The 21,545-nt window shown below is 46.3% G+C and carries 24 protein-coding genes and 2 tRNA genes; 13 read left to right on the forward strand and 13 right to left on the reverse strand.

Features of this window, described 5'->3' with window-relative positions:
* Nucleotides 1-104: 104 nt before the first annotated feature.
* Together LZD49_RS02635 and LZD49_RS02640 are read right to left on the reverse strand one after the other, a co-directional pair.
* Nucleotides 105-177 (reverse strand) — tRNA-Thr (locus tag LZD49_RS02635).
* Nucleotides 178-287: 110 nt separating this feature from the next.
* Nucleotides 288-2,192 carry a DUF349 domain-containing protein gene (locus LZD49_RS02640; protein ID WP_234665761.1) on the reverse strand — a complete coding sequence of 635 codons (1,905 nt, stop codon included), beginning with the start codon at nt 2,190-2,192 and terminating at the stop codon, nt 288-290.
* Nucleotides 2,193-2,299: 107 nt separating this feature from the next.
* On the opposite strand from LZD49_RS02640, the gene pdxH reads away from it, so the two are divergent.
* Complete coding sequence (gene pdxH, locus LZD49_RS02645) at nt 2,300-2,941, forward strand: pyridoxamine 5'-phosphate oxidase (RefSeq protein ID WP_234665762.1); 642 nt, start codon at nt 2,300-2,302, stop codon at nt 2,939-2,941.
* Between the two features lie 124 nt (nt 2,942-3,065).
* On the opposite strand, the gene LZD49_RS02650 is transcribed toward pdxH, so the two are convergent.
* The 6 genes from LZD49_RS02650 to LZD49_RS02675 form a co-directional block, all read right to left on the reverse strand.
* A complete protein-coding gene (locus LZD49_RS02650; RefSeq protein WP_234665763.1) occupies nt 3,066-4,352 on the reverse strand; it encodes a citrate synthase in 1,287 nt (428 codons plus the stop codon).
* Nucleotides 4,353-4,667: 315 nt separating this feature from the next.
* The gene (locus tag LZD49_RS02655) at nt 4,668-5,123 is read right to left on the reverse strand and encodes a hypothetical protein (protein WP_234665764.1); all 456 of its coding nucleotides are present in this window, start codon (nt 5,121-5,123) and stop codon (nt 4,668-4,670) included.
* A gap of 30 nt (nt 5,124-5,153) precedes the next feature.
* Complete coding sequence (gene miaA / locus LZD49_RS02660) at nt 5,154-6,116, reverse strand: tRNA (adenosine(37)-N6)-dimethylallyltransferase MiaA (protein WP_234665765.1); 963 nt, start codon at nt 6,114-6,116, stop codon at nt 5,154-5,156.
* A complete protein-coding gene (locus tag LZD49_RS02665; RefSeq protein ID WP_234665766.1) occupies nt 6,106-7,017 on the reverse strand; it encodes a hypothetical protein in 912 nt (303 codons plus the stop codon). The genes miaA and LZD49_RS02665 overlap by 11 nt, the downstream gene beginning before the upstream one ends.
* A gap of 99 nt (nt 7,018-7,116) precedes the next feature.
* Entirely contained in the window at nt 7,117-7,719 is a 603-nt protein-coding gene (locus LZD49_RS02670) for a hypothetical protein (RefSeq protein WP_234665767.1), read from the reverse strand.
* A gap of 138 nt (nt 7,720-7,857) precedes the next feature.
* Nucleotides 7,858-8,724, reverse strand: a complete 867-nt coding sequence (locus tag LZD49_RS02675) for a methylated-DNA--[protein]-cysteine S-methyltransferase (RefSeq protein ID WP_234665768.1) — start codon at nt 8,722-8,724, stop codon at nt 7,858-7,860.
* A 164-nt stretch (nt 8,725-8,888) separates the two neighbouring features.
* Here LZD49_RS02675 and LZD49_RS02680 point away from each other — a divergent pair, with 164 nt between their 5' ends.
* The gene (locus LZD49_RS02680) at nt 8,889-9,188 is read left to right on the forward strand and encodes a hypothetical protein (RefSeq protein ID WP_234665769.1); all 300 of its coding nucleotides are present in this window, start codon (nt 8,889-8,891) and stop codon (nt 9,186-9,188) included.
* Between the two features lie 238 nt (nt 9,189-9,426).
* On the opposite strand, the gene LZD49_RS02685 is transcribed toward LZD49_RS02680, so the two are convergent.
* Nucleotides 9,427-10,410: a Gfo/Idh/MocA family protein gene (locus LZD49_RS02685; protein WP_234665770.1), complete on the reverse strand. Its 984-nt coding sequence runs from the start codon at nt 10,408-10,410 to the stop codon at nt 9,427-9,429.
* A gap of 98 nt (nt 10,411-10,508) precedes the next feature.
* Here LZD49_RS02685 and LZD49_RS02690 point away from each other — a divergent pair, with 98 nt between their 5' ends.
* From LZD49_RS02690 to LZD49_RS02705, 4 genes are all read left to right on the forward strand, one after another.
* A complete protein-coding gene (locus LZD49_RS02690; protein ID WP_234665771.1) occupies nt 10,509-10,730 on the forward strand; it encodes a VF530 family DNA-binding protein in 222 nt (73 codons plus the stop codon).
* A gap of 45 nt (nt 10,731-10,775) precedes the next feature.
* Entirely contained in the window at nt 10,776-11,663 is an 888-nt protein-coding gene (locus tag LZD49_RS02695; protein ID WP_234665772.1) for a DnaJ C-terminal domain-containing protein, read from the forward strand.
* Nucleotides 11,664-11,670: 7 nt separating this feature from the next.
* Nucleotides 11,671-11,970, forward strand: coding sequence for a chaperone modulator CbpM (locus LZD49_RS02700; protein WP_234665773.1), 300 nt, complete (start codon nt 11,671-11,673; stop codon nt 11,968-11,970).
* 88 nt (nt 11,971-12,058) lie between these two features.
* Nucleotides 12,059-13,291, forward strand: a complete 1,233-nt coding sequence (locus LZD49_RS02705) for a DEAD/DEAH box helicase (RefSeq protein WP_234665774.1) — start codon at nt 12,059-12,061, stop codon at nt 13,289-13,291.
* 77 nt (nt 13,292-13,368) lie between these two features.
* On the opposite strand, the gene LZD49_RS02710 is transcribed toward LZD49_RS02705, so the two are convergent.
* Together LZD49_RS02710 and LZD49_RS02715 are read right to left on the reverse strand one after the other, a co-directional pair.
* Nucleotides 13,369-13,821 (reverse strand): CHRD domain-containing protein, encoded by a 453-nt coding sequence (locus LZD49_RS02710; RefSeq protein ID WP_234665775.1) that lies wholly within the window; start codon nt 13,819-13,821, stop codon nt 13,369-13,371.
* 88 nt (nt 13,822-13,909) lie between these two features.
* Complete coding sequence (locus tag LZD49_RS02715; RefSeq protein WP_234665776.1) at nt 13,910-14,545, reverse strand: SH3 domain-containing protein; 636 nt, start codon at nt 14,543-14,545, stop codon at nt 13,910-13,912.
* Nucleotides 14,546-14,744: 199 nt separating this feature from the next.
* Here LZD49_RS02715 and LZD49_RS02720 point away from each other — a divergent pair.
* The 6 genes from LZD49_RS02720 to LZD49_RS02745 all read left to right on the forward strand — a co-directional run bounded on the left by LZD49_RS02720 (nt 14,745) and on the right by LZD49_RS02745 (nt 19,120).
* A tRNA-Lys gene (locus LZD49_RS02720) sits at nt 14,745-14,817 on the forward strand.
* A gap of 254 nt (nt 14,818-15,071) precedes the next feature.
* The gene (locus LZD49_RS02725) at nt 15,072-15,860 is read left to right on the forward strand and encodes a site-specific integrase (RefSeq protein ID WP_234665777.1); all 789 of its coding nucleotides are present in this window, start codon (nt 15,072-15,074) and stop codon (nt 15,858-15,860) included.
* Nucleotides 15,861-15,978: 118 nt separating this feature from the next.
* Nucleotides 15,979-16,305, forward strand: a complete 327-nt coding sequence (locus LZD49_RS02730; protein ID WP_234665778.1) for a tyrosine-type recombinase/integrase — start codon at nt 15,979-15,981, stop codon at nt 16,303-16,305.
* A gap of 174 nt (nt 16,306-16,479) precedes the next feature.
* On the forward strand, nt 16,480-17,280 hold the full coding sequence (locus LZD49_RS02735) for a hypothetical protein (RefSeq protein ID WP_234665779.1): 801 nt from the start codon (nt 16,480-16,482) through the stop codon (nt 17,278-17,280).
* A gap of 292 nt (nt 17,281-17,572) precedes the next feature.
* Entirely contained in the window at nt 17,573-18,274 is a 702-nt protein-coding gene (locus LZD49_RS02740; RefSeq protein WP_234665780.1) for a hypothetical protein, read from the forward strand.
* Nucleotides 18,275-18,784: 510 nt separating this feature from the next.
* Nucleotides 18,785-19,120, forward strand: coding sequence for a phosphoribosylpyrophosphate synthetase (locus LZD49_RS02745; protein WP_234665781.1), 336 nt, complete (start codon nt 18,785-18,787; stop codon nt 19,118-19,120).
* A 110-nt stretch (nt 19,121-19,230) separates the two neighbouring features.
* Here the strand turns inward: LZD49_RS02745 and LZD49_RS02750 are convergent, their stop codons facing one another.
* Nucleotides 19,231-20,226: a quinone oxidoreductase gene (locus tag LZD49_RS02750; protein WP_234665782.1), complete on the reverse strand. Its 996-nt coding sequence runs from the start codon at nt 20,224-20,226 to the stop codon at nt 19,231-19,233.
* A gap of 191 nt (nt 20,227-20,417) precedes the next feature.
* On the opposite strand from LZD49_RS02750, the gene LZD49_RS02755 reads away from it, so the two are divergent.
* On the forward strand, nt 20,418-21,005 hold the full coding sequence (locus LZD49_RS02755; RefSeq protein ID WP_234665783.1) for a Crp/Fnr family transcriptional regulator: 588 nt from the start codon (nt 20,418-20,420) through the stop codon (nt 21,003-21,005).
* A gap of 14 nt (nt 21,006-21,019) precedes the next feature.
* On the opposite strand, the gene LZD49_RS02760 is transcribed toward LZD49_RS02755, so the two are convergent.
* On the reverse strand, nt 21,020-21,391 hold the full coding sequence (locus LZD49_RS02760; protein WP_234665784.1) for a nuclear transport factor 2 family protein: 372 nt from the start codon (nt 21,389-21,391) through the stop codon (nt 21,020-21,022).
* Nucleotides 21,392-21,545: the final 154 nt, after the last annotated feature.

A 21,545-nucleotide genomic window follows, 5' to 3' on the forward strand; every position in this document is an offset into this window, starting at 1 on the left:
TTGGCGATGGGGGCGGGGTGAAACTTTGAAAGCCGGTTGCGTGTAATTTGTGTGCACTAAAGAAAAAAGCACTTAACATTATTGTTAAGTGCTTGATCTTCAAGAGCCCCCAGTCGGGATCGAACCAACGACCTACTGATTACAAGTCAGTTGCTCTACCAGCTGAGCTATGGAGGCCTTTTTCTTTGCGATACCGTTTGTTATTCCGTTATCATGGTGCAAAAGTAGTCGAGCGGGATATATGATGCAACCTTTCCAAAGTATTTTTTTAAATTATTTTTCAGGTTTTAGATAGCTTCCTGAATAATAGTTAGTTGGTGTTTCAGCTCATTCAGCTGGCCCACCGCGCTATTGATCTTTCGTTCGAATTCGGCTTTCAAACGGTCCGAAGTTTTAGATTTCGCGAAGAATTCGATATTGTTTTGCCAGAGTGCAATGTCATTTTCGAGCTGCGTTATCTTACGACGGATATCGTTTTCCTTGCGGTACAGGTTACGACCGCCTTCGCCGTCACGCACCAGTTCCACTTCACTTTCCAGCACAGCTTGCTCTTTCTCTTTCGTAGATAGCTGACCGATCGCACTCACATAAGTGTTAATCGCAGCGATATAGCGCTTTTGAATAGCTTGCATGTCTTTCTTAGGAACAAACCCTAACGACGACCATTCGGACTTGAATGCGCTCAATAAATTGAGCGATGATTCGTCCTTGTCCTTTGCCGCCGCTTCGATTCTTTCAATGAGGTTTGTTTTTTGCTTCAAATTGCTCTCAAACTCTTCCTCTACCTCACGGTTCTTGGCACGCTTCTGGTCGAAATAAGAGTCACATGCTTTTTTGAAACGGTCGTAGATCGTATCCTTAAATTTCTCGGGTACCTGACCTATGCCTTTCCATTTCTTTTGCAACTCGATTACCTTTTGTGTAGTATTCGGATTGTCCTCACCGGCCGAGAGGATTGATTCCGCTTCTTCGCAAAGCTGGTTTTTAAATTCAAGGTTTTGCTCACGTTTTGTTTCTAACTGTCGGAAGAATTCACCTTTGTTATTGAAAAAGGTTTTCAACGCAGCCCAAAACTTCTTACTGAGCTCCTTGCCCTCTTCCCGTGGCATAATGCCCTTCAAAGCCACCCACTGGTCCTGGAACGCCATGATGTCTTTCGTTTTGGCATTCCACTCTTTGATACTTCCGGAGCTGTAGGTCGTGAACGGAACAATTGCTTCGTAAATTTTCAGCTTTTGCTCATAGTTCTCCTGCATCGATTTCTTCTGCTCGGCAAACTGTCCGCGTTGTGCATCATAGAGTACGTCGAGCGCCTCCTTAAATCGCTGCCACAATTTTTCCTGATCTTCCTTCGGTGCTGGCCCGAGGTGTTTGTATTCCTCGAAAATATGGTTGGCCTCGTTCAAAATTTCACGCGTCATCGGACGGCTTTCCAGCGATTTGCCGAGTTCCTCTACCTTCTCGCACAATTCGGCTTTCAGTTCCGCATTACGGCGACGGTCGAGCTCTTTGAGTTCAAAATAGATATTTCTGTTGCTGAAATAGCGATCGATCAATGCATTGTAGGTAGCCCAAAGCGTCCCATTATGAGGCGACGCCACATTGCCCGCACCCTTCCATTCTTCCTGGATCTTCTTAAACTCCTCCCAGCTGGATTTCAGCCCGCTAGCGTCCGTCTCACGTGTACCCTCCTCGTCCACCAGCGCACGCAGGCGGCCGAGCAATGCGGTTTTCACGTTGAAGTTCTTCTCCTTTTCCTTCTCCTGGCTTTGATAAAAGGCGTTTTTCAGCCCACGGATGTCACGGCTCAGGGAATCGATTTTCTGTGTTTCTGCGTCAAATTTATATTCGAAGCCATCTTCACCGCCGGTTTCTTCGACAAAAACCTTTAATGCGGCTTCGCGATCTTTCTGTTTGATATGATCCAGTACTGTACGCACCCCTCTGGCCACGGCCTCGGCCTTCTTCAGCTGAGCGGCCGTGGCGCCGTCTACACGAATGGCTGCAAGTTCATTTTCCAACAAGTTAACCAATTGCTCCTTAGATAATTGGCTATAATCTACATCCGGCGTCTCCTCCTCGTGCTCTTCCGTCAACTCATTGTTAAGATCAATTTCAAGGGTATCAATCGTTTTTGGTGCCAGGTCGTCCTGCTCTTCGCTTTTGACCCCTTCTTGTTGTTCTTGTGCCATCGTGATGCTTGTTTCGTACGTACGGTCTCTTGTAGATTACAAATCTAATAATCTTTCCTCTGAAATGGCTACTTTTGACATCCTAACATTGAACATATTAGTATCCAATGGACCATAATATTGCAAATATCCGTTACGACTACCAACTAAGAGGCCTGCTGGAATCCGATCTCGACCCTGACCCCCTGAAACAGTTTAGGTTATGGTTTGATGAAGTGCTTGAAGCGGGTATAACCGAAGCCAATGCAATGCTGCTCAGCACGGTGTCGGAAGGGCGTCCTGCGGGACGGATTGTGCTGCTCAAAGACTTCGATCCAAGGGGTTTTTCCTTCTTCACCAATTACGGTAGTAAGAAGGGTAGGGAGATGGAGACAAACCCCCAGGTAGCGCTAACGTTTTTCTGGAAAGAGCTTGAAAGACAGGTACGTGTGGAAGGGACGGTCAGCAAGACTTCCGAAGCAGAGTCGGATGAATATTTTGCTGTGCGACCCCGAGGCAGCCAGATCGGTGCCTGGGCCTCGGCTCAAAGTGATGTCATTTCCGATCGGGAGTTCCTGGAAGAGAAGACCAATGAGTTGAATGCACGATTCGAAGGCAAACCGGTGCCCAGGCCGGCGCATTGGGGTGGTTACCGGGTAGTTCCCGATTATGTCGAATTCTGGCAGGGAAGACCGAGCCGACTGCATGACCGGTTGGTTTATACCAAACAAGTTGATGGGGATTGGAAGATTGAGCGGCTCTCGCCGTAGTAATTTTGAATGAGTGAATGAGTGAATAAACGGGATGGGACAGGATATTTGAATAAATAGATAATCCAGGCTGACCCATTCAATCATTCAGTCATTCAATCATTCAAAATTCCCTCATTCAAAATTACTTCCTCTCGCTCATCAAAACGAAATCTCTCTTGGGTGCGCCTGTATAGATCTGACGCGGGCGGCCGATCGGCTCCTTGTTCTCACGCATTTCTTTCCATTGCGCGATCCACCCCGGCAGACGGCCAATCGCGAACATGACCGTAAACATATTGGTAGGAATGCCCAATGCACGGTAAATGATACCTGAATAAAAATCGACATTCGGGTAAAGCTTGCGTTGTACGAAATATTCGTCTTCCAAAGCTGCTTTTTCTAGTTTCTGAGCGATTTCGAGAACAGGATCGTTAATGCCTAATTTGTTTAAAACATCGTCCGCAGCCTTCTTGATAATGCGGGCACGCGGGTCGAAGTTTTTATAAACACGGTGACCAAAACCGAACAGGCGGAAGCCGCTGCTCTTGTCTTTGGCCATATTGATGTATTTTTGCGTATCACCGCCGTCTGCTTTAATCGCTTCGAGCATTTCGATCACCTCCTGGTTGGCGCCACCGTGAAGCGGGCCCCACAATGCACTGATCCCCGAGGAAATTGAAGAGAAAATGTTGGCATGTGACGAACCTACAAGCCTTACGGTTGAAGTAGAGCAATTTTGCTCGTGGTCGGCGTGCAGGATCAGGAGCTTGTTCAATGCAGCGGAAACAACGGGATCTACATTATATTTCGCTACCGGAAGCGAAAACATCATATTGAGGAAGTTCGAGCAATAGTCGAGATCGTTCTGCGGGTAGTTGACAGGGTGGCCTTGTGATTTTTTGTAAGACCATGTCGCGATGGTTGGCAACTTGGCAAGCAGACGAATAATGTGCAACTGCGTAGCTTCTTCGGAATTCTGACCGTTCGCATCGGGGTAGAAGGCGCTCATCGCGCTAACCAGTGATGACAACACGCCCATCGGGTGCGCGTTCACCGGAAAGCCTTCGAAAATTTTACGCATATCTTCATTAACCAGCGTATGCGTGCGTATTTCATGTTCAAATTCAGCGAATTGCTTTTCAGTAGGAAGCTCTCCGTAAATAAGCAGGTAGGCAACTTCGAGGAATGACGATTTTTCGGCCAGGTCTTCGATCGAGTAACCTCTGTAATTCAAAATACCTTCTTCTCCATCCAGAAACGTAATGGCACTTTTGGTAGCGCCTGTATTCTTGTAACCTGAGTCAATCGTAATATACCCTGTCTGGTCACGCAATTTGGAAATATCTATCGCCTTCTCCTGTTCACTACCTTCAATTATGGGGAACTCGTACTTTTTACCGTCAAGGGTCAATTCAGCTATTTGGGACATAGAAATAAGAATAAAATTAAAAGGGGTTAATGACAAGGCAGAGCCAATCGGGGTCAATTCAAGCCAAAGTTTTTCGTTAACAGCGATTTACTTATCCAACAAATTAATTTTGTGTTAAATAGGCCCGGAGATTAACCATTTCCCCGTCCGACACAAGCCGCAATATCCTAAAAAACTGCGTACTTTCTATTATTATCCGTGGTTTATTTGTGAAAAATCAAGACACAAACAATATTATTTCACAATCTGAAGTATTTATGAGAATATTCTATTGTAGCGTGCTTGCCTGACAAATATTTCCATCTAAAAAGCACTCTAAGCTGCTTCCGGACCGCTTTTTTGTTGTGTTAAGACAGCATTATCAGGCTCTTTCACCAGGATCCTTTTAATGAGGTACCGAAGGTTTAAGCCTGTCAGGATCACTGGCAAAAGGTGCGCCCCGTAAATGAACGCTTTACCTGTGATCCGATATGAAAATGAGGAAAAACTCACAAAGACATACATGAACCAAGCCAGCGAAACGGCTGTCAAAGCGAGGTAGGTAAATATTGCGGTCTTTTTTCCACCCAGACGATAAACTGCCTCACAAATAGCCAAAGAAAGGCATACCACAATCGCCACGGTCAGCAATGCCCTTGGAAAATTGCGGATATAGTGATGCTTGTACACGAGCACCCCTATTTTTCCGATCAGGTTCGGATGTGCAAGCAAGTATGCGTCCGTGACACTCAATACCAGCAACAATAACAGGCTGCTCCATTTGCGATTCATTCTAAATGACGTTTTTTAGTGAGTTTACACTTACATACTACCGGCCTGGTCGGTTTTAAATTCCCGGTAATGCCGTATTATGAAGGCAATTTTTTCCTCCTCCCTCCACTCGTCGGGTATCCAGTTGATTTTCAGGCCGTCCTTTTCCATTTTTCTGAAAAATGTCATCTGTCGTTTGGCGAACCGGTGGATTTCGGTTTCCAGTTTAGTATGCATTGCTTCGTAAGTGAGTGAGCCGGTCAGGAACAGGGTAACATATTTGTATTCCAAACCATAATAAATCAATGCGTCAGGGCTAATGCCTTGGGCCAAAAGGCCTTGAACCTCTTCTATTAAACCTTGCTTTAACCGCGTAGCAAGTCTGGTACTGATGCGCCCCCTTCTTATTTCGACGGGTGGTGCCAATCCGAATATAGCCGCTAGATAACCATTTGTTTCCGAACCAAAATCAACTTCAATGTTTGGGTTGTTATCCAAAAATGTGCTTATCTCCAACGCACGGATCAGCCGTTTTCGGGTCGAAATGTCAGCCAGGGCATGGTAGCGTGATTCTGAATGATGGAATTTTGCCAGCAGTTGATCAACAGAAAGACGTTCCAGCTCAATCCTCAATTCCCGATTGACAGGCACGGTGTCATTAGCGTGCCCTTTCAGCAATGCGTACAGATAGAATCCTGTGCCGCCACAGACAAGCGGTACGCGGTTTCGGGTGACGACCTTTTGATATGCATCAGCAAAATCATGCTGGAAGTCGTTGACATTGTATTGTTCCCCGGCATCCCGAATGTTGATCAGGTGATATGGTATACTTTCTCCATTCACCACATATTCATCCATATCCTTACCCGTACCAATATCCATTTGCCGGTATACCTGCCGGGAATCAGCGCTAATCACTTCGCCACCGACGATCTGCGCAACCCTCGTCGCCAGGTGCGTTTTTCCGGACGCGGTAGGACCCAGGATGATGAGTAGTGGAGTATCAGTGCGCATCGGATGACCGTTGTTTAATAAGCCTCACATATTTGATGCTGCCCAAATTGAACACTGTTAGATATTTGATCGACGTATTTTCAGATGAATCGTCGGCGCGTTTGCGGATACGCCTCATGTTGTTTAAATCTAAATACACTTTCTGCGGCGCGACCGTGCCCCTTTCCTCGAAACCGAGCCGCCGGTAACCCCGGCCATCCGACCATTCGAAGTCCGCGTAGGTCATGATATCGTCAGGCGATTTTTCCCGGATAAACGCATTTAAGAGTTTGTCCAGTCCTCCTACTACATTCGTTCCTTGCAAGCTGGCAAAACGAATGAGCTCGTGTGACCTGAACGGCAGCCCATGCTGTTCGAAAATACGGGCATTATTGAATGTCGCCACGGCCACCAATATTTCGGATGCTGAATTGTCATAAGCAAAGTCTTCCGGAAGTACACGATAATATTGTTTTGGCAGAAACAAACCGTAACGAAACTTCGATGAAGTTGCGCCATTTAGATGATTGATATCCAGAAAATGGAATGTGGTCGCGTCGTCGATCCGTCGTACTTGTGTGAGGCGTGCTGGGATTTTGGCCGAAATGCCCAGCATGGCCGACAGTCGCGATCGAACGATACTGTTTTTGGCTATCCAATAATCTTCCCAGAGCGCAACAGCCGGAATGCCGTCACTACGCAAACTAACCAATTTTGCATATAAGCCGTCCGGGAGACCATGCCGGTGTAACTGCTGCCACGTAGTTAAAGGGACAGTTAACACGTTCATAATCTGCCTTTGTTCATCGTGGATTTCGAGAATTGGCCATGCAAAGTCCGGGTCATGCACGAGCTGCCACCGGAATAAGGCGGATGGCAGCCAGTTGCAAAGTTGTTCCGGAAATGAGAATGGTTGTGCCAATTGGAATGAGATTAATCGGCGGGCAAGTTAATGCCGGATTGCCGCACAACAAAAAAACGCGCCGTTAAGCGCGTTTCTCTTGAAATGTTGTTGGGGTGCTTATTTGCCGCCCAAACCAAATATGATACCCACATTGACCCCTCCGAAGTTGGATGTGGATTCAAAGTCGATATTGTTTGCAGATCCCGTCTCTGAACTATGGTTTTTGTTGCCGAAAACAAAGTGATAAATACCTTCTACCTGGATACCAAGGTTTCCGAACGCAAACACGAGCCCGGCACGTGGCGCTGCACCAAAGTTGTTGCGTGTTGACGATTCCAAGACTGTTTCGCCATTCCATTTGGCTTTATATTTAGAGAAATAAACACCGGCATCACCGCCAATATAAGGACGGATTACGCCTTCGGTGAAAAAATAGTCGAGGGTACCGGTTACTGGCATAAGTGTACCGGTGCTGCTCAGCGTTTGTCCGGCAATGCGGTAATCACTGCCGTCGGCGTAGATCTTGCCTGCGACACCGATGGCTACACGCGGCGATGCGAACACGCGGAGGTTTACGCCGCCACCGGCTACTGTTTTGGAGTCTTCGACGTTAGATTTCGCAATACCACCCTGCAATCCCAAAGAGAACTGTGCAAAACTTGCCGAAGTTGCCGCAATAACCATTGCGACTGCCAGCGAGAGAATAACTTTCTTTTTCATGTTGGATATTGATTTGGTTTATAGTTTGCGCTAACCCATTCCAATATCAGTCCAACACGGAAAAATTGCATTACAGCACTTCCATTAAATTGTCATACAACTCATTACAGTGACAATTTATTTTTATTGTGCTATTTGCTAAGCCTGTCTTTGTGCAATATATTCCTCATCCTGCTGGGCAGCCTCCCAGCCAATCAACGCCTTTTTACGTAGACTGCCCCAGCGATATTCACCCAGAACTCCCTCTTTACGGATCACACGGTGGCATGGGATGATAAAGGCTATGGGGTTATCGCCCACGGCGGAACCTACGGCACGCACGGCTTTCGGATGACCGATACGCCCGGCGATCTGCTGGTAGGTTGTAACCGCACCTTGCGGGATGTTCAGCAACGCTTCCCATACTTTTACCTGGAAGTTGGTACCTTGGACCAGCAATGGCAGCCTTTCGAGCGATTGGTGTGACGGGCTGAATATCCGCTGAATATAATTTGCGGTAAGTTGTTGGTCGGGGCGAATGGTTGCGTAATGCCATTTGCGCGCGAGGTCAATCAGCTGGAGATCGCGGGTGCTCTCGTCCACGAACGCCATGGCGCAAATGCCCCGCTCAGTGACCGCGATGAAGCATTCGCCAAACGGCGTTTCATGGAAGCCATAGCTAATTATTAACCCCTTGCCGGCGGTTTTGTATTCCTGCGGCGTAACACCTTCGATTGAAATAAAATGATCATACACGCGGCTCTGGCTCGACAACCCGGCCAACTCAGCGAGTTCCGCCAGGTTGGTCGACTCTTTGATCTTGTCTTTCAAATAACCCGCGGTAATGTATTGCAAAAATTTCTTCGGACTGACGCCCGCCCATTCTGAGAACAGTCGCTGGAAATGAAACTGGCTGATGCTGACCTCGTCGGCAACATCGGTGAGCGATGGCTGCTCTTTCGCGTTGGCCACAATGTATTCGATGGCTTTCGCGATCTTGTCGTAGTTATAATCTTGCTGGTTCATTGGTTTTTGTATTTGTTGATACAAATTTGCCGCATCCGCCACAGGTAGCCAACCTGAAACTTGCGGATGTATTTGCACCAGTCACTAAGCCGGCCTGGCACTGTTTCTGCATGCCGGTTTATATTCGCATCAAAACTTTAACAGACCTCGTTTTTATTACAGCCATGAAATTAGTTTTTGGAAGCCTATTTATTTTACTGTTAACTCAAACTGCCTATTCGCAGAACTTCAAAGCAGATTTGCGCAAACTGAATGGGCAGGTTGAAGCCGCCTACAAAAGCCGTAAACTAACCGCAATGGAATACGGCAAGCTGAAAAAGGAGCGCAGCGCGATCCAACTAACGATCGACAAAGCGCTGGCCGATGATGTTCTGACGCCCGACGAGAAGAATAAGATCCATTCGAAAATCGTCCGTTCCCGGAAACGGCTGGCCAAATACAAAACTAACAGGGAGATCTATTAAAAGCGAAATGGCTCCGGCATATTTGCGGGAGCCATTTGCGGAAGGATCAGTATTCCTTTTTGCCATCTTTTTTTGCCTTCTTATCGGCTCTTTTTTCTTTCAGGGATTTAGTGGCGTCTTTTTTGGCGCTCCCCTTGTCCAGGTTTTTTCCTTTGGCCATGACTTTGGAATTTTATAGTACTGTAAATTTTTTAAATAACAGGATAATCCCGCGCATTTGTATCCCGTCTGCCTGAAATTATTGTCTCTGCGTGATCCTGTCCATGATCAGGTTCGCCCTTGCACCAGTGTCACCACTGCTGGGGCTTTTGCCTTCGCCGCGTAGTTCCTTCACGATCAAGTCAATGAGCGGCTGCTGCACGTGTTGAGGGTAGGGAATGTGAAAAACCTCGATACCCTCCGAAGTTTCCAGGTGAATATCGAATTTTTCAAAAAATGAAAAGGTAATGCGCCCTTTGGAGCCGATGATCTGCGTTTCGTCCTCGCGCTGGTCCTTGTCTATTGTGTAACACCAGCTTCCTTTACCCAATACGCCTGATTCAAACTCAAAATTGGCTACCACAATATCATCCGCCTCGTACAAGCCCGCCTGGTTACGCGCGATACCTGCTGCGTGACGGATCGGGCCAAAAATGAATTCGAGCAGATCGAATTGGTGAGAGGCCAGGTCGTGGAAATGCCCTCCGCCGGAAATTTCCGGGTTCACGCGCCAACGGGGCTTCGGGTTTTCGCCTACCTCCTCGTCATAGGGTTGCCATTGCAGACAAATATCAATGTAACGGATCTCCCCGATCGCCTTTTTGTCGATCAGTTCTTTCACTTTTAAAAAATAGTCCAATGCCCGGCGGTAATAGGCTACAAACACAGGCACGCCAGTTCGCTTGCTTTCCGCGTTGATACGATCGCATTCGGCGGCATTGCGGGCCATTGGCTTTTCGATATAAACCGGCTTGCCAACCCGCATCGCTTTTATCGCGAGGCTCTCATGTGCATCGGGGGGCGTTGCGATGTAGATTGCATTGACTTCCGGGTCGTTGATCAGCGCGTCGGCATCGTCGTACCATTTGGGTACACCGTGCCGTTCGGCATAGTCTTTTGCCAGCGCTCCGTCGCGGCGCATAACGGCTACCAGCGATGAGTTCGGTACTTTATTAAATGCGGGGCCGCTTTTTACCTCGGTTACATTACCACAACCGATTATTCCCCATTTGATCTCATCCATTGAACAGGTTTTAGATTTTGAACTAATCAACCTGCATAATAATTATTTATAAACAGAAATCTACTTTAAATTAAACCGCAACATTTCTAACAATACGCATGGAATCACAACCTAATAACCCGCTCCACGGCAAGACACTCGAAGCTATTTTGAACGAGCTCGTAGATTACTATGGCTGGGAACAAATGGGTTATCATGTGAATATCAACAGTTTTCAGCAAGACCCGAGCGTGAAATCAAGCCTTAAATTTTTGAGAAAAACACCTTGGGCCAGAAAGAAAGTGGAAGACTTGTACCTGAAAATGACGGAACGAAAGTAGATACATCTGTTTTGACCTAATCAAGAACTCAATTAATTGATATTTATGGCTTTCGTAGATTATTATCAAATACTCGGACTTGACAAAAACGCCGATGATAAGGCCATCAAGAATGCGTACAGAAAACTGGCAAGGAAATACCATCCCGATCTGAATCCGAACGATAAGGAAGCACAGAAGAAATTCCAGGAACTGAATGAGGCTAACGAAGTGCTGAGCGACCCTGAGAAACGCAAGAAATACGATAAATACGGTAAAGATTGGCAGCATAGCGAGGAGTTCGAACGGGCGCGTCAGTCGAGAAGGCAGGCAGGCGCGCAAGAAGGACAATGGTACAGCGGCAACGATGGGGGAGGGTTTTCAGATTTCTTCGAATCGATGTTCGGCTCGGCGAGCGGCTTTGGCGGCGGCGGGCGCCCCGCACGTTTCCGCGGGCAGGATTACCAGGCCGAAATCCATTTGGGCCTCCGCGATGCGTATGAAACGCACAAGCAAACGTTGACTGTCAATGGGAAAAACATCCGCATTACCGTTCCGGCGGGCGTCGAAAACGGGCAGACCATTAAAATTGCGGGCCATGGCGGACCGGGAAGTAACGGCGGGCCGAATGGCGATTTGTATATCACATTCTCGGTGGCTGCCGACGAAAAGCTCAGGCGCTCAGGCAATGACCTGCATTTAAAGGCAGATCTTGATTTGTACACTGCCGTACTGGGTGGCGAGCTCGTGGTGGAAACGTTGAGCGGAAAAGTGAAACTGCCCGTCAAACCCGAAACCCAAAATGGAAGTATCGTGCGCCTTAAAGGCAAAGGATTCCCCGTTTACAAGCAAGAGGGCCAGTTTGGGGATCTTTATGTGACTTTCGACGTCAAAGTGCCGACTAACCTGACCGAGCGGCAAAAAGAATTGTTTACAGAACTGTCCAAATCCTGAAACCGGTATGGAAACTGACCAATTGATCGCCATTGAGGTATTCTGTTCGAGTTATGAAGTGGAATACGCATTTGTAGAGTCGTTACAGGAGCACGACCTGATTGAAACAGTATTGGTAAATGAACAGCGCTTTCTGCAAATCCCGCAGTTGAACCGTATTGAGCGTATCATCCGTCTCCATCACGACCTCGACATCAATCTGGAAGGCATCGATGCCATTCAGGGGCTGCTCGACCGGGTCGATTATATGGACAGGGAAATCGCGGCGCTCCGGAACCGGCTGCGGTTTTATGAGCCGGGCTTGTAATAAATCACGCATTGCCGGATAACCGGTTATCTTTGCGTTCCCATTAAAACGAAGGGCGGGCCTATGCAGGTCCGCCGACTACTTATCTATGAAATTTGAAGATTACCCCATTGCTACGGAGATCAAGCGGAGCCTGGAAGCAGCAGGGTTCAAGAAACCAACGGATATTCAGTTTAAAGCTATTCCGGCGGTAATGAAAGGTGAAGATGTGCTTGCTATCGCACAAACCGGCACCGGAAAGACGGCCGCCTTTGCCATTCCGGTTATCGACAAGTTGCACAAGCAGAAATCGTCGAGCCGCTCCGAGGGCATTAAATGCGTGGTAATGGTGCCCACCCGAGAACTGGCTATCCAGATCGCCGAGGTGTTCAGTAATATTGCCCGATATACGAAAGTGAAAACATTCAGCGTGTTTGGAGGCGTAGAACAAGGCCCACAGATCGCGAAACTGGAAAAAGGGATCGACGTTTTGGTCTCAACCCCCGGACGGATGTTTGACCTTGTAAGCCAGGGATATATCAAATTCGACCGTGTCGACACACTCATTCTCGACGAAGCCGACCATATGCTCGACCTGGGTTTTATCAAGGATATTCAGGATTTGATTAAGCATTTACCCAAACGACGACAAACATTGTTTTTCTCGGCGACCATCGATGAGAAGATCAAGAAATTGGCATACTCGCTTGTCAGAAATGCGATCCGGATTCAGATTTCCCCTAAAAACCCCGTTGCAAAAAACATTGACCATTCGGTAGCATTTGTGTCCATGGACGACAAGCGCTTTTTCCTGGAACGTGTGATCAAACAGCAGGCCGAAAAGAAGATCCTCGTGTTTGTACGCACGAAAGTGCGCGCAGAACGTGTATACAATGCGCTTGAACGTATGGAGGTCAAAAGTCTCACCATCCATGGCGACAAGGAGCAAGCCGACCGCCTTACTGCGATGAATGAGTTTAAAAAAGGGAATGTTAAAGTATTGATCGCCACAGACGTAAGTGCCCGGGGCATCGACATCCCGAATGTGGATTATGTGATCAACTACGACCTGCCCGAGCAACCCGAAAATTACGTGCACAGGGTCGGCCGCACGGGGCGTGGCATGCAAAAAGGTATTGCCGTTTCGTTTTGCAGTGAAGAGGAGAGGCCTCTGCTGGATCAAATCCAGCAATATCTCGACAAACCTGTCGCCGTTGTCGACATCAGCGCTGCGGACTATGCTCAAACGCTCGATTTCAGCAGCGACAGTTCGAATGACCTCAATGCCCTGATGCGTGAGGTCGAAGAATACCAATCCAGGAAGAAAAAGGGGAAAAAATAGAGCATAAGAACGAAGTAAGGCAATAAAAAAGGCTTTCAGGATCGCTCCCGAAAGCCTTTTTATATGGTGTATATCGCCTATTCTTCGAATTTATCGGCAATGATCTGTCCGCGGATTTCCCCGTAAGGATTTTCCTTGGTAGGGATATTAATGTACATCGCCCCGGCAATTAAAAGGGTTTGCCTCTCGGTATTCAGCTTCACCGTCCCCTGAACCTGGGTTCCGGTAGGGTTATCAGCCAGAGTTTCAACAATTCCGCCTCTTTCCCATGCAGGAACAGCTGAATTTAGTGTTACCGAGGTCGGTGTCAGGTTTTGGTAGTTAATGTTGTATTTCAGCTCCATGGTAGTTTTGTTGTATTCAAAAACACCGGTGCCCTGCGCTGATGATGTAGCTTTTGGAACGGTTGGGCTACTATTGATTACAGCCGAGAACTTCACAATGTCATCTTTGTGAGGCCCTTCCTCTTTACAGGAAGTAACAAATCCTAACATTAAAACTCCTGCGATTAATAGTAAAAAACGTTTCATTGGCTTTTTCATACAATTTAAATTTAAACATTTAACTCCTAAATATACATACAAACTTAAATGCTGCAAAAATGATACCAGTTTGCTGTCATATATTCCAAAGATCACTTTTTCGAATGTAAACGATCTTGTTGTTCCATATGACCCTGTCCCAGTGGTCAACCGAGCCGATTATGGTCAGTTTATGCCCTTTTCCTACGCTTTCCACCACAGCCGCCGCCGACGAGGGCTCATCGCGCAAAAAAGTGTGATCGTTCACTATAATGCACGTTTGATAAAGGGAAGGTACATTTAATATTCCCAGCAATGCCAGCAGATAAACGACGATCGATATCTTGTGGATCTGCAAAATCGGCTCCTTTCTACGTGTCTTTGTAACCATTATGACAACTATGTAGGTGCCCAAAGTTAGAAGCAATATCGGAATGTAATCACCATACCTTCGATAAAATATTATGAAATAGTTGTAATCGTCGAATTCATAGCCACTTAGATTTTGCTCCTCGGCGAGCTTGTCCATTTTTTCAAAAAGATGCCTGGACGGCTTGTTTAGGGCCAGTTTGCTGAGATAAAAAAGACAGTCGGTGTAATTATTTGTCTTCTCCGCCAGAAATGCCAGCTTCAAGAGTAGTGCCTGGGAGTTTTTTTCGGTGAGGTTGAAATTTTTTTTATAGAGGGTTTGCGCCTCGGCGTATTTAGCAATAGCAAACAGAGAATCAGCCATTTTAAGCTCCTTCTGATTGGCGCAAAAAGCCATTTTGGGCATCAAAAAGGCGAAGATAAAAAACGAAAAAAAAAGGTTTTTCTTATTGGTTGCTTGCATTATACTTTAAAGAATTCTACTTTTGCATCGCAATTACGGAAAAGGCAACGGCTAATCCAAAACTGCAAAAGTTCGAAAGCCCCAAAAGTAAGTAGAAAACGATTCCGTAGCTCAGCTGGTAGAGCAATACACTTTTAATGTATGGGTCCTGGGTTCGAATCCCAGCGGGATCACTTGAAGAAATAGCAAAAAGCATCAAAAGCCTGCAAATCGACAGATTAGCAGGCTTTTTTCTTTTGCGGATTATGCCAAAATGTTCAATTTTCGACAAATTTTTGGTGAGTAATTCGGTGAGTTTTTGAATCTGCAAATTTACTCATCAGAATCGCTGTAACTTGTTGTATGTGAAGATGTTTACGCCGTAAACATCTTGCGCGGATCAGGCTTGCAAGACTACTTTTGTTCAACTTTTTAACCTGAAAAGGGCATGAAAACAAAGATCAGTCTGCTTTTCTATTTAAAGAAGCCGGGGAATTATCTAAAAGGGCCTTTGCCGATTTACTTGCGGATTACTGTTGAAAGTAGGAGAGCTGAATTTACAACCGGAAGAGAATGCGAGCCCAGCCGGTGGAATGCGGTTGCTGGCAGAGTGACTGGTGCGAAAGAGGCCGTGAAGTCTGTTAATGCCTATCTCGGCAATCTCGAACAGCAATTGTTAGATGCCCACGCCGCTCTGGTTCGTGACGGAGCATTGATAACGGCGGAAACGATCAAAAACAAATATCTAGGCGTCGGCCCTAAGCAGCGATTATTGATGACAGTGATCGCAGACCACAACGAGCGGATGAAGGCATTGATTGGCCAGGAATATGCGATCGGCACATTCAACCGCTACAAGGTTTTGGAGCGCCATACATTGGCATTTTTGAAAGAGAACTTCAATACCATTGATTTCGACATCAGCCGCATCGATTTCGCTTTCATCGCAGACTATGAGTTCTATCTGCGCTCCGTTCGCAAGATGGGCAATAATGCCGTTGTGAAGCACATGAAAATGTTTCGCAAGATCGTCAACATTTGTTTGGGTAATGGCTGGATGAATCTAGATCCGTATTTGAACTTCAAGGGTAAGTTTAAGAAGGTTGACAAAGCCATTCTTACCAGAGCTGAGTTGGATTTAATCGCCAGCAAAGAGTTCGCAAGCGATCGGCTCGCCCAGGTGCGGGACACCTTTCTTTTTTGTTGTTTCACTGGCCTGGCATACTCCGATGTCTAGAAGCTCGAAAAAGGTCAGATAGCCAGAGGAATTGATGGTGAGCAATGGATTTTCAGCCAGCGGACTAAAACGAATGTGAAGTCGCATATTCCACTGCTGCCGGAAGCACTTCGAATCATTGATCGATACAAATACCATCCGCTTTGCGAATCTCGCGGGCTTGTTCTTCCTGTGCCGAGCCAATCAGAAGATGAACGATTACTTGAAAGAGATCGCTGTGATCTGCGGAATTAACAAACTTCTCACTTCACACGTAGCCAGGCATACGTTTGCGACGACCATTACTCTGCAAAATGGGGTGCCAATTGAAAGTGTTTTCAAGATGCTCGGTCATACAAACATTCGCACGACGCAGATTTATGCGAAGATTCTCGATACCAAAGTCAGCGAGAATATGCAGGCTTTGAAAGGGCGGCTTTCCCGAAGATCAGGCACGGAAGGTTAGCGCTGCACCTTCTCTCTCAAGACCCCTTCGGTTTGTGAAAGGGGATCGCGAGAGAAGGTGAAAAAAGAAAAAAATGGCATAATAACTGGATATGGAAATATATAGGGTGTTTTTAATGATTGGCTCTTGCTCTAAAATTTGCATATTAGTTGCCGTCAATAAATCAGACCTGAAATGACCGAGTATCTACCAACGAAGCCGAAAAATTTTACGACTGACCTAGCCGATCATCCCGAAGGAGAAAAATCTTTGCATATGCCGGTGTCGGCAAGAAATATCCATAAACTTCAAAATCTTGGAATTGAAAATTTATGGCTTATAGGTGCCAACGAAAAAGATTTAAGAAAAATCCTTTCACTTGTAAGTCTGAAATATCTAAATCTTTACCAAGTACTAGCAAAGGAGTTGACCATTTTGGAAACACAAAACCTCTGTGAAACAATAATTCTGAATTGGAACACCAAAGCAACAGCCCTTTGGGACATTAGCAAGAATATAAATTTAAACTCACTCGAAATAATTGACTTTTCAAAAATAGATGATATTAATCAGCTTTCACTGGCCACTCAAATTCGTAGTCTCTCAGTTGGAGGCGGTCACAACAAACCGTTAAAAATACAAACCCTTGAACCGATTGCGAGACTCGTAAATCTCACTTACTTGTGCTTAACTAATCTGAAAGTTGTAGATGATACGCTGCGTCCGATTGGTAAGCTTAAAAACCTAGATCGCCTTGACCTCTCGAATCAATTTGAAACTTCCGAATATGCTTGGCTTGCAACTAGACTCCCAAACACAGATTGTAAAATGTTTAATGCAGCTAACCCCTGTACTATAGTTAATGCAGACAATGAAATAGTTTGGGATACGATGATTACAGGCAGGAGAAAACCGTTTCTACTTTCAACTGAGGACGAAGCAAAAATTCAGCGGTACAGACACGAATTTGAAAGGTTAAAAATTGCATTTGGCTAAGCAAGCGAGGGAGGCGTTTGTCGATTTTTTTAAAAAGGATAAATTATGGATTGCTCTTACCTGCAATCGGCCAGATGTCAGATTGTGTTACAATCTAATCTGGCCCGCCCATACGCTCCGAAGTCGCTGGCGGGAGAGTTTATAAATATTCTAAGAACGACAGATAGAGAATTTAAAAATAGGCTTCGCAATAATAGCTTTTGTTACGTCTATTAAGTAACGTCGTGTAACGAATCGCATAGCAATTATTGATCGCTGATATTTACAGAAGTCCTCCCTAAACTTGTCTTACATGAGATTGAAAATACCCTTTACTACATTCCTGTTGCTTGCCGTATGTATTGTGGTAATTGCACAGAAAACTTCATTAGAAATGTCATCAGGAAAGATCATAGACACCACTGCGACATACAGCAGGTTTAAGGCTGACGTCGTCAAAATCGGCCTGGAAGATTTAATGAAGTCAAAAGACAAACTTCGTTTTCGCTTCTGGTGTAAAAATCAGTTGGTCGAAATATGGAGTGGCGGTGAGAATACATATCTCGGCAAACTGATAAGTTACACATCTAAGTATGATCCGAAAGCATACTCGAATCCAGTAAAAAAAGAAAAGATTTTCACTAAGCACATCGCTATTGACACAATTGTAGCCAAGCGAATTTATGAGCGAGCGATGGACATCTCGCTTTTAGATATTGCGGGTCAAGAAAACATTAAAGGCTGGAAACAAGGTGTAGATGGTTATAGTGTGTTACTGGAATACTCTGATCCATTGAAGTACTACATGAAAGACTACTGGTCGCCCGATTTTCAGGTCGCAGTACCAGAGGCTAAATTGATTGATGATTTTGAAGCATTCCTAGAAACAACCCTAGGACTGCACGAAAAATGGCCTGCGTTTATAGATGGGCTTCCTAAGGGCTGCTACAGCGCCGGTGGTGTAATAATATGTATCGGCAGAAAGGAAGCTCGTAGATTGCGCAAGCAGCATTGAACTTTTTTTATTATCTTCGACCTAATCGCAAGCCAGCCACCACAATTTGGTGAGTGACGTGGTGAGTACAAGATTTGACAGGCTATAAGGAATTGATATACAATTTGTTATCCCAAAAAGTATGATCCCAGCGGGATCATTCGGCCAAATAACAAAAAGCATAAAAAGCCTGCAATCAACAGATTACAGGCTTTTTGTTTTCCGTCCTTTGCAACCCCGCCTAGGCCGGGCCGGGACTTGACTTTTGCAATAGGCAAGTCGTCTGGATTTTCCCGTCCTGCGATTTGGACACCCTTCCCGTAAATGGAAATTGCAACGCTGGCAAGTCTGGATTTTCCCGTCCTGCGATTTGGACCCGCAGAAACTGATCTGGCGATTGAGCTTCACCCAAAATACAGGATCTTGTTAGACGAAAGGACTTTTTCCGTTGTCAGAAACTGCGCTAAGCTTCAAGCCGGTTTGCATTCATGCGTGAGTTCGGTAAATTAGTGACCTAAACTATTGAATCTCATGGAGAATAACAGTACACATTACAGCTATGATACGCTCAGCGAAGCAGTGAATGAGCTTCAACGAAGAGGGTATACGTACAACTTTCTGGTACCTGATACCAAGGACTGCGTGCATTGCAAGGAACACTCCTTCGAATTGCCGGCAAATGAATTTGTGATCGATGAAATTTATCGTTTCGAGGGAATGACTGATCCAGGTGATGAAAGTATTGTCTTCGCCATTTCTTCTACGAAAAATGACATCAAAGGTCTGGTAGTCAACGGCTTTGGTGCCGACTTTGGCTTCCGGTCCTCGAAGCTTGTCGAAGATCTGTTCAAGAAAACAAGCGTATAGTTTTAACCAGGGTTGCATCTGGTCACTTTGCCGATACTTGGCGGCAACAAGCGTGTTCGACGAAGGGCTGCGTGATTTGACACTCATGACATGGAATGAATGATTTTATCTCAAATAGATTTCAGGGGATGCAGGATTACAGATCCGGTTGTTCGGCTGGCTTCCAGGTCCTGATGCGCTTTGGCAACCTGTGAAAGTGGGTAAACCGCGGGCTCGACAGTCCCGAGAACGCCGGTTCGAAAGGCTTCGAACAACTCCGCGGTCGCTACGTCGACGCTCTTTCTGTCTGGTAAATACTGTCCAATGGCTGGCTTTATGAGCTTGATCTGTTTCGAATGCAGATAGGCTGAATCTATTTCCGGCTCGCCGGAGGCATTGCCAAATAGCACGATCGTCCCTCCGGATTTTAATAAATCGACAGATTTACCAAAGGTTGCTTTGCCAACTCCGTCGTACGCGACGTCGACTCCCTGACCATTTGTGATGGAATTTACCTGTTGTGCGAGATCCTCGGTGTCGAGTGCGACAACCAAGTCTAACCCATGTTGCTGCACCAGGGCTTTTTTAGCGGCATTACCTACTGTTCCAATGACGGTTGCTCCCAACGATTTTGCCCATCTGCTCACAAGCGAACCAACTCCGCCCGCAGCTGCATGCACGAGAACGACATCGCCAATTTGAACAGGGTATGCCTGTTTGACCAACATCCGTGCTGTGAGGCCTTTGGCTAAAAGAGAGGCCGCCTGATCAAAGGTGATGTCGTCTGGCAACTTCACCAACTGTTGCGGGTCAATCAATCGCCGCTCGGCATATGCGCCCAGCGAAAAGTAGTAAGCGATCCGGTCACCCGCAATCCAATCTTTAACGCCGGTACCCACGGCTTCCACCACGCCAGCGGCTTCGACGCCGATCGTTGCAGGGAACTGGCGCAAAGGGAAGTTCCCATTTCTGAACAGCACGTCCACGAAATTCAACGCAATGGCCTCGTGCCTGATCAAAACTTCATGGTCTTTGGGCATGCCTACCTGCTCAGTAACATATTCTAATGCGGATGGCGGCCCTTGCCGGGTCAGCCTGACGACGCCGCTTTCATTTGTTGCTTTCATAATCTGTTTTGTTTTTGATAGTACAAAGTTGGCGAAACGCGGGTCCGGCTACTTTGACAAAAGCAGTAGATTCACCTTGACATTTATCAATGCCCTGCATGAGATTGCCCCGGGCGATTGCGCTTGCTGCTGTATTTATTTACTTTTATCGGGAACTCCTATTGAACGTCTGACTGAAACAATCCGCCGGCATGCTGCACGAACCACTTTTTGCCTATATCGAATCCAAATCCTCCCATATGCTTACTGATTATGAGAAAGAGCGCATACAGACTGCCTTTAAAACCAGGCATCTCAGAAAGCGGCAGTATTTATTGCAGGAAGGCGATGTTTGCAGGTACATGGCGTTTATCGTAAAGGGTGCAGGAAGGATGTACACAATGAAAGAAAATAGCCAGGAGACCATCGTCCGCCTGGCTGTTGAATCGTGGTGGCTTGGCGACTACGAAAGTTACAACCTGTATTCGCCGTCTATTTACTACATCGAGATGACCGAAGATTCCGATGTGCTGCTGGTAACACATGAAAGCATGCAAGATCTTGTTGCAGCGGTACCTGCTATCGATGAAATGGTGAGAGAAATTGATCGGAGAGGAGCCATTGCTACGCAAAAGCGCATCCACGCTGCCATCAGCCTGGATGCGGAAGAAAGGTATGAGCTGCTGGCAAAAACTTATCCCGAATTCATCAGGCGATTCCCACAAAGCATGATCGCTTCTTACCTGGGCATTTCGCCGGAAACCCTGAGTAGGGTGCGGAAAAAGACGCTTTACAAGTAACTATCATATCAATGTCAGGCCGGGGGAAGATTCAGGAAGAGGTGAAGGGATTTAATCTTCCCGTCTTTAATAATGGCAATGTCCATCCCTGTCGCTTCCGGAGCCTGGCCGGGGATGCCCAGGTTCCAGGCAACATGCTGTACGTGATGATTAATGCTGGCCGGGCCATTCAATTGAAATTCAAATTCCAACGGCCATTGCTGCTGTAATTTCGAAATCAAGTCGTTGATCGCCTGATTGCCAACTATTGCCGGTCCTTCGTTGGACTCATAAAAGGCCATATCGTCGGCGTAGATATTTTCCATCGCCTGTAATCTTCGCTCGGCATTCCTGTCATTCCAAATGACCAACAAACTGTGTTCTAAAAGCTTTGCTGAATTTTCCATGTCCGTGATATTTTGTACGGTTCAAAAGTACTCGCATCCTGGCAAAGCGCTGTTGAGCTATGTCATGGAAATGCATTGACAAATGTCAAAAAAACGGAATGCCCCGTTTTAACGAAGGAATTGTTTAACTTCAATGCACTCGTCTCATTACCGT

Source organism: Dyadobacter sp. CY261 (genome assembly GCF_021440085.1).
Classification (GTDB): domain Bacteria; phylum Bacteroidota; class Bacteroidia; order Cytophagales; family Spirosomataceae; genus Dyadobacter.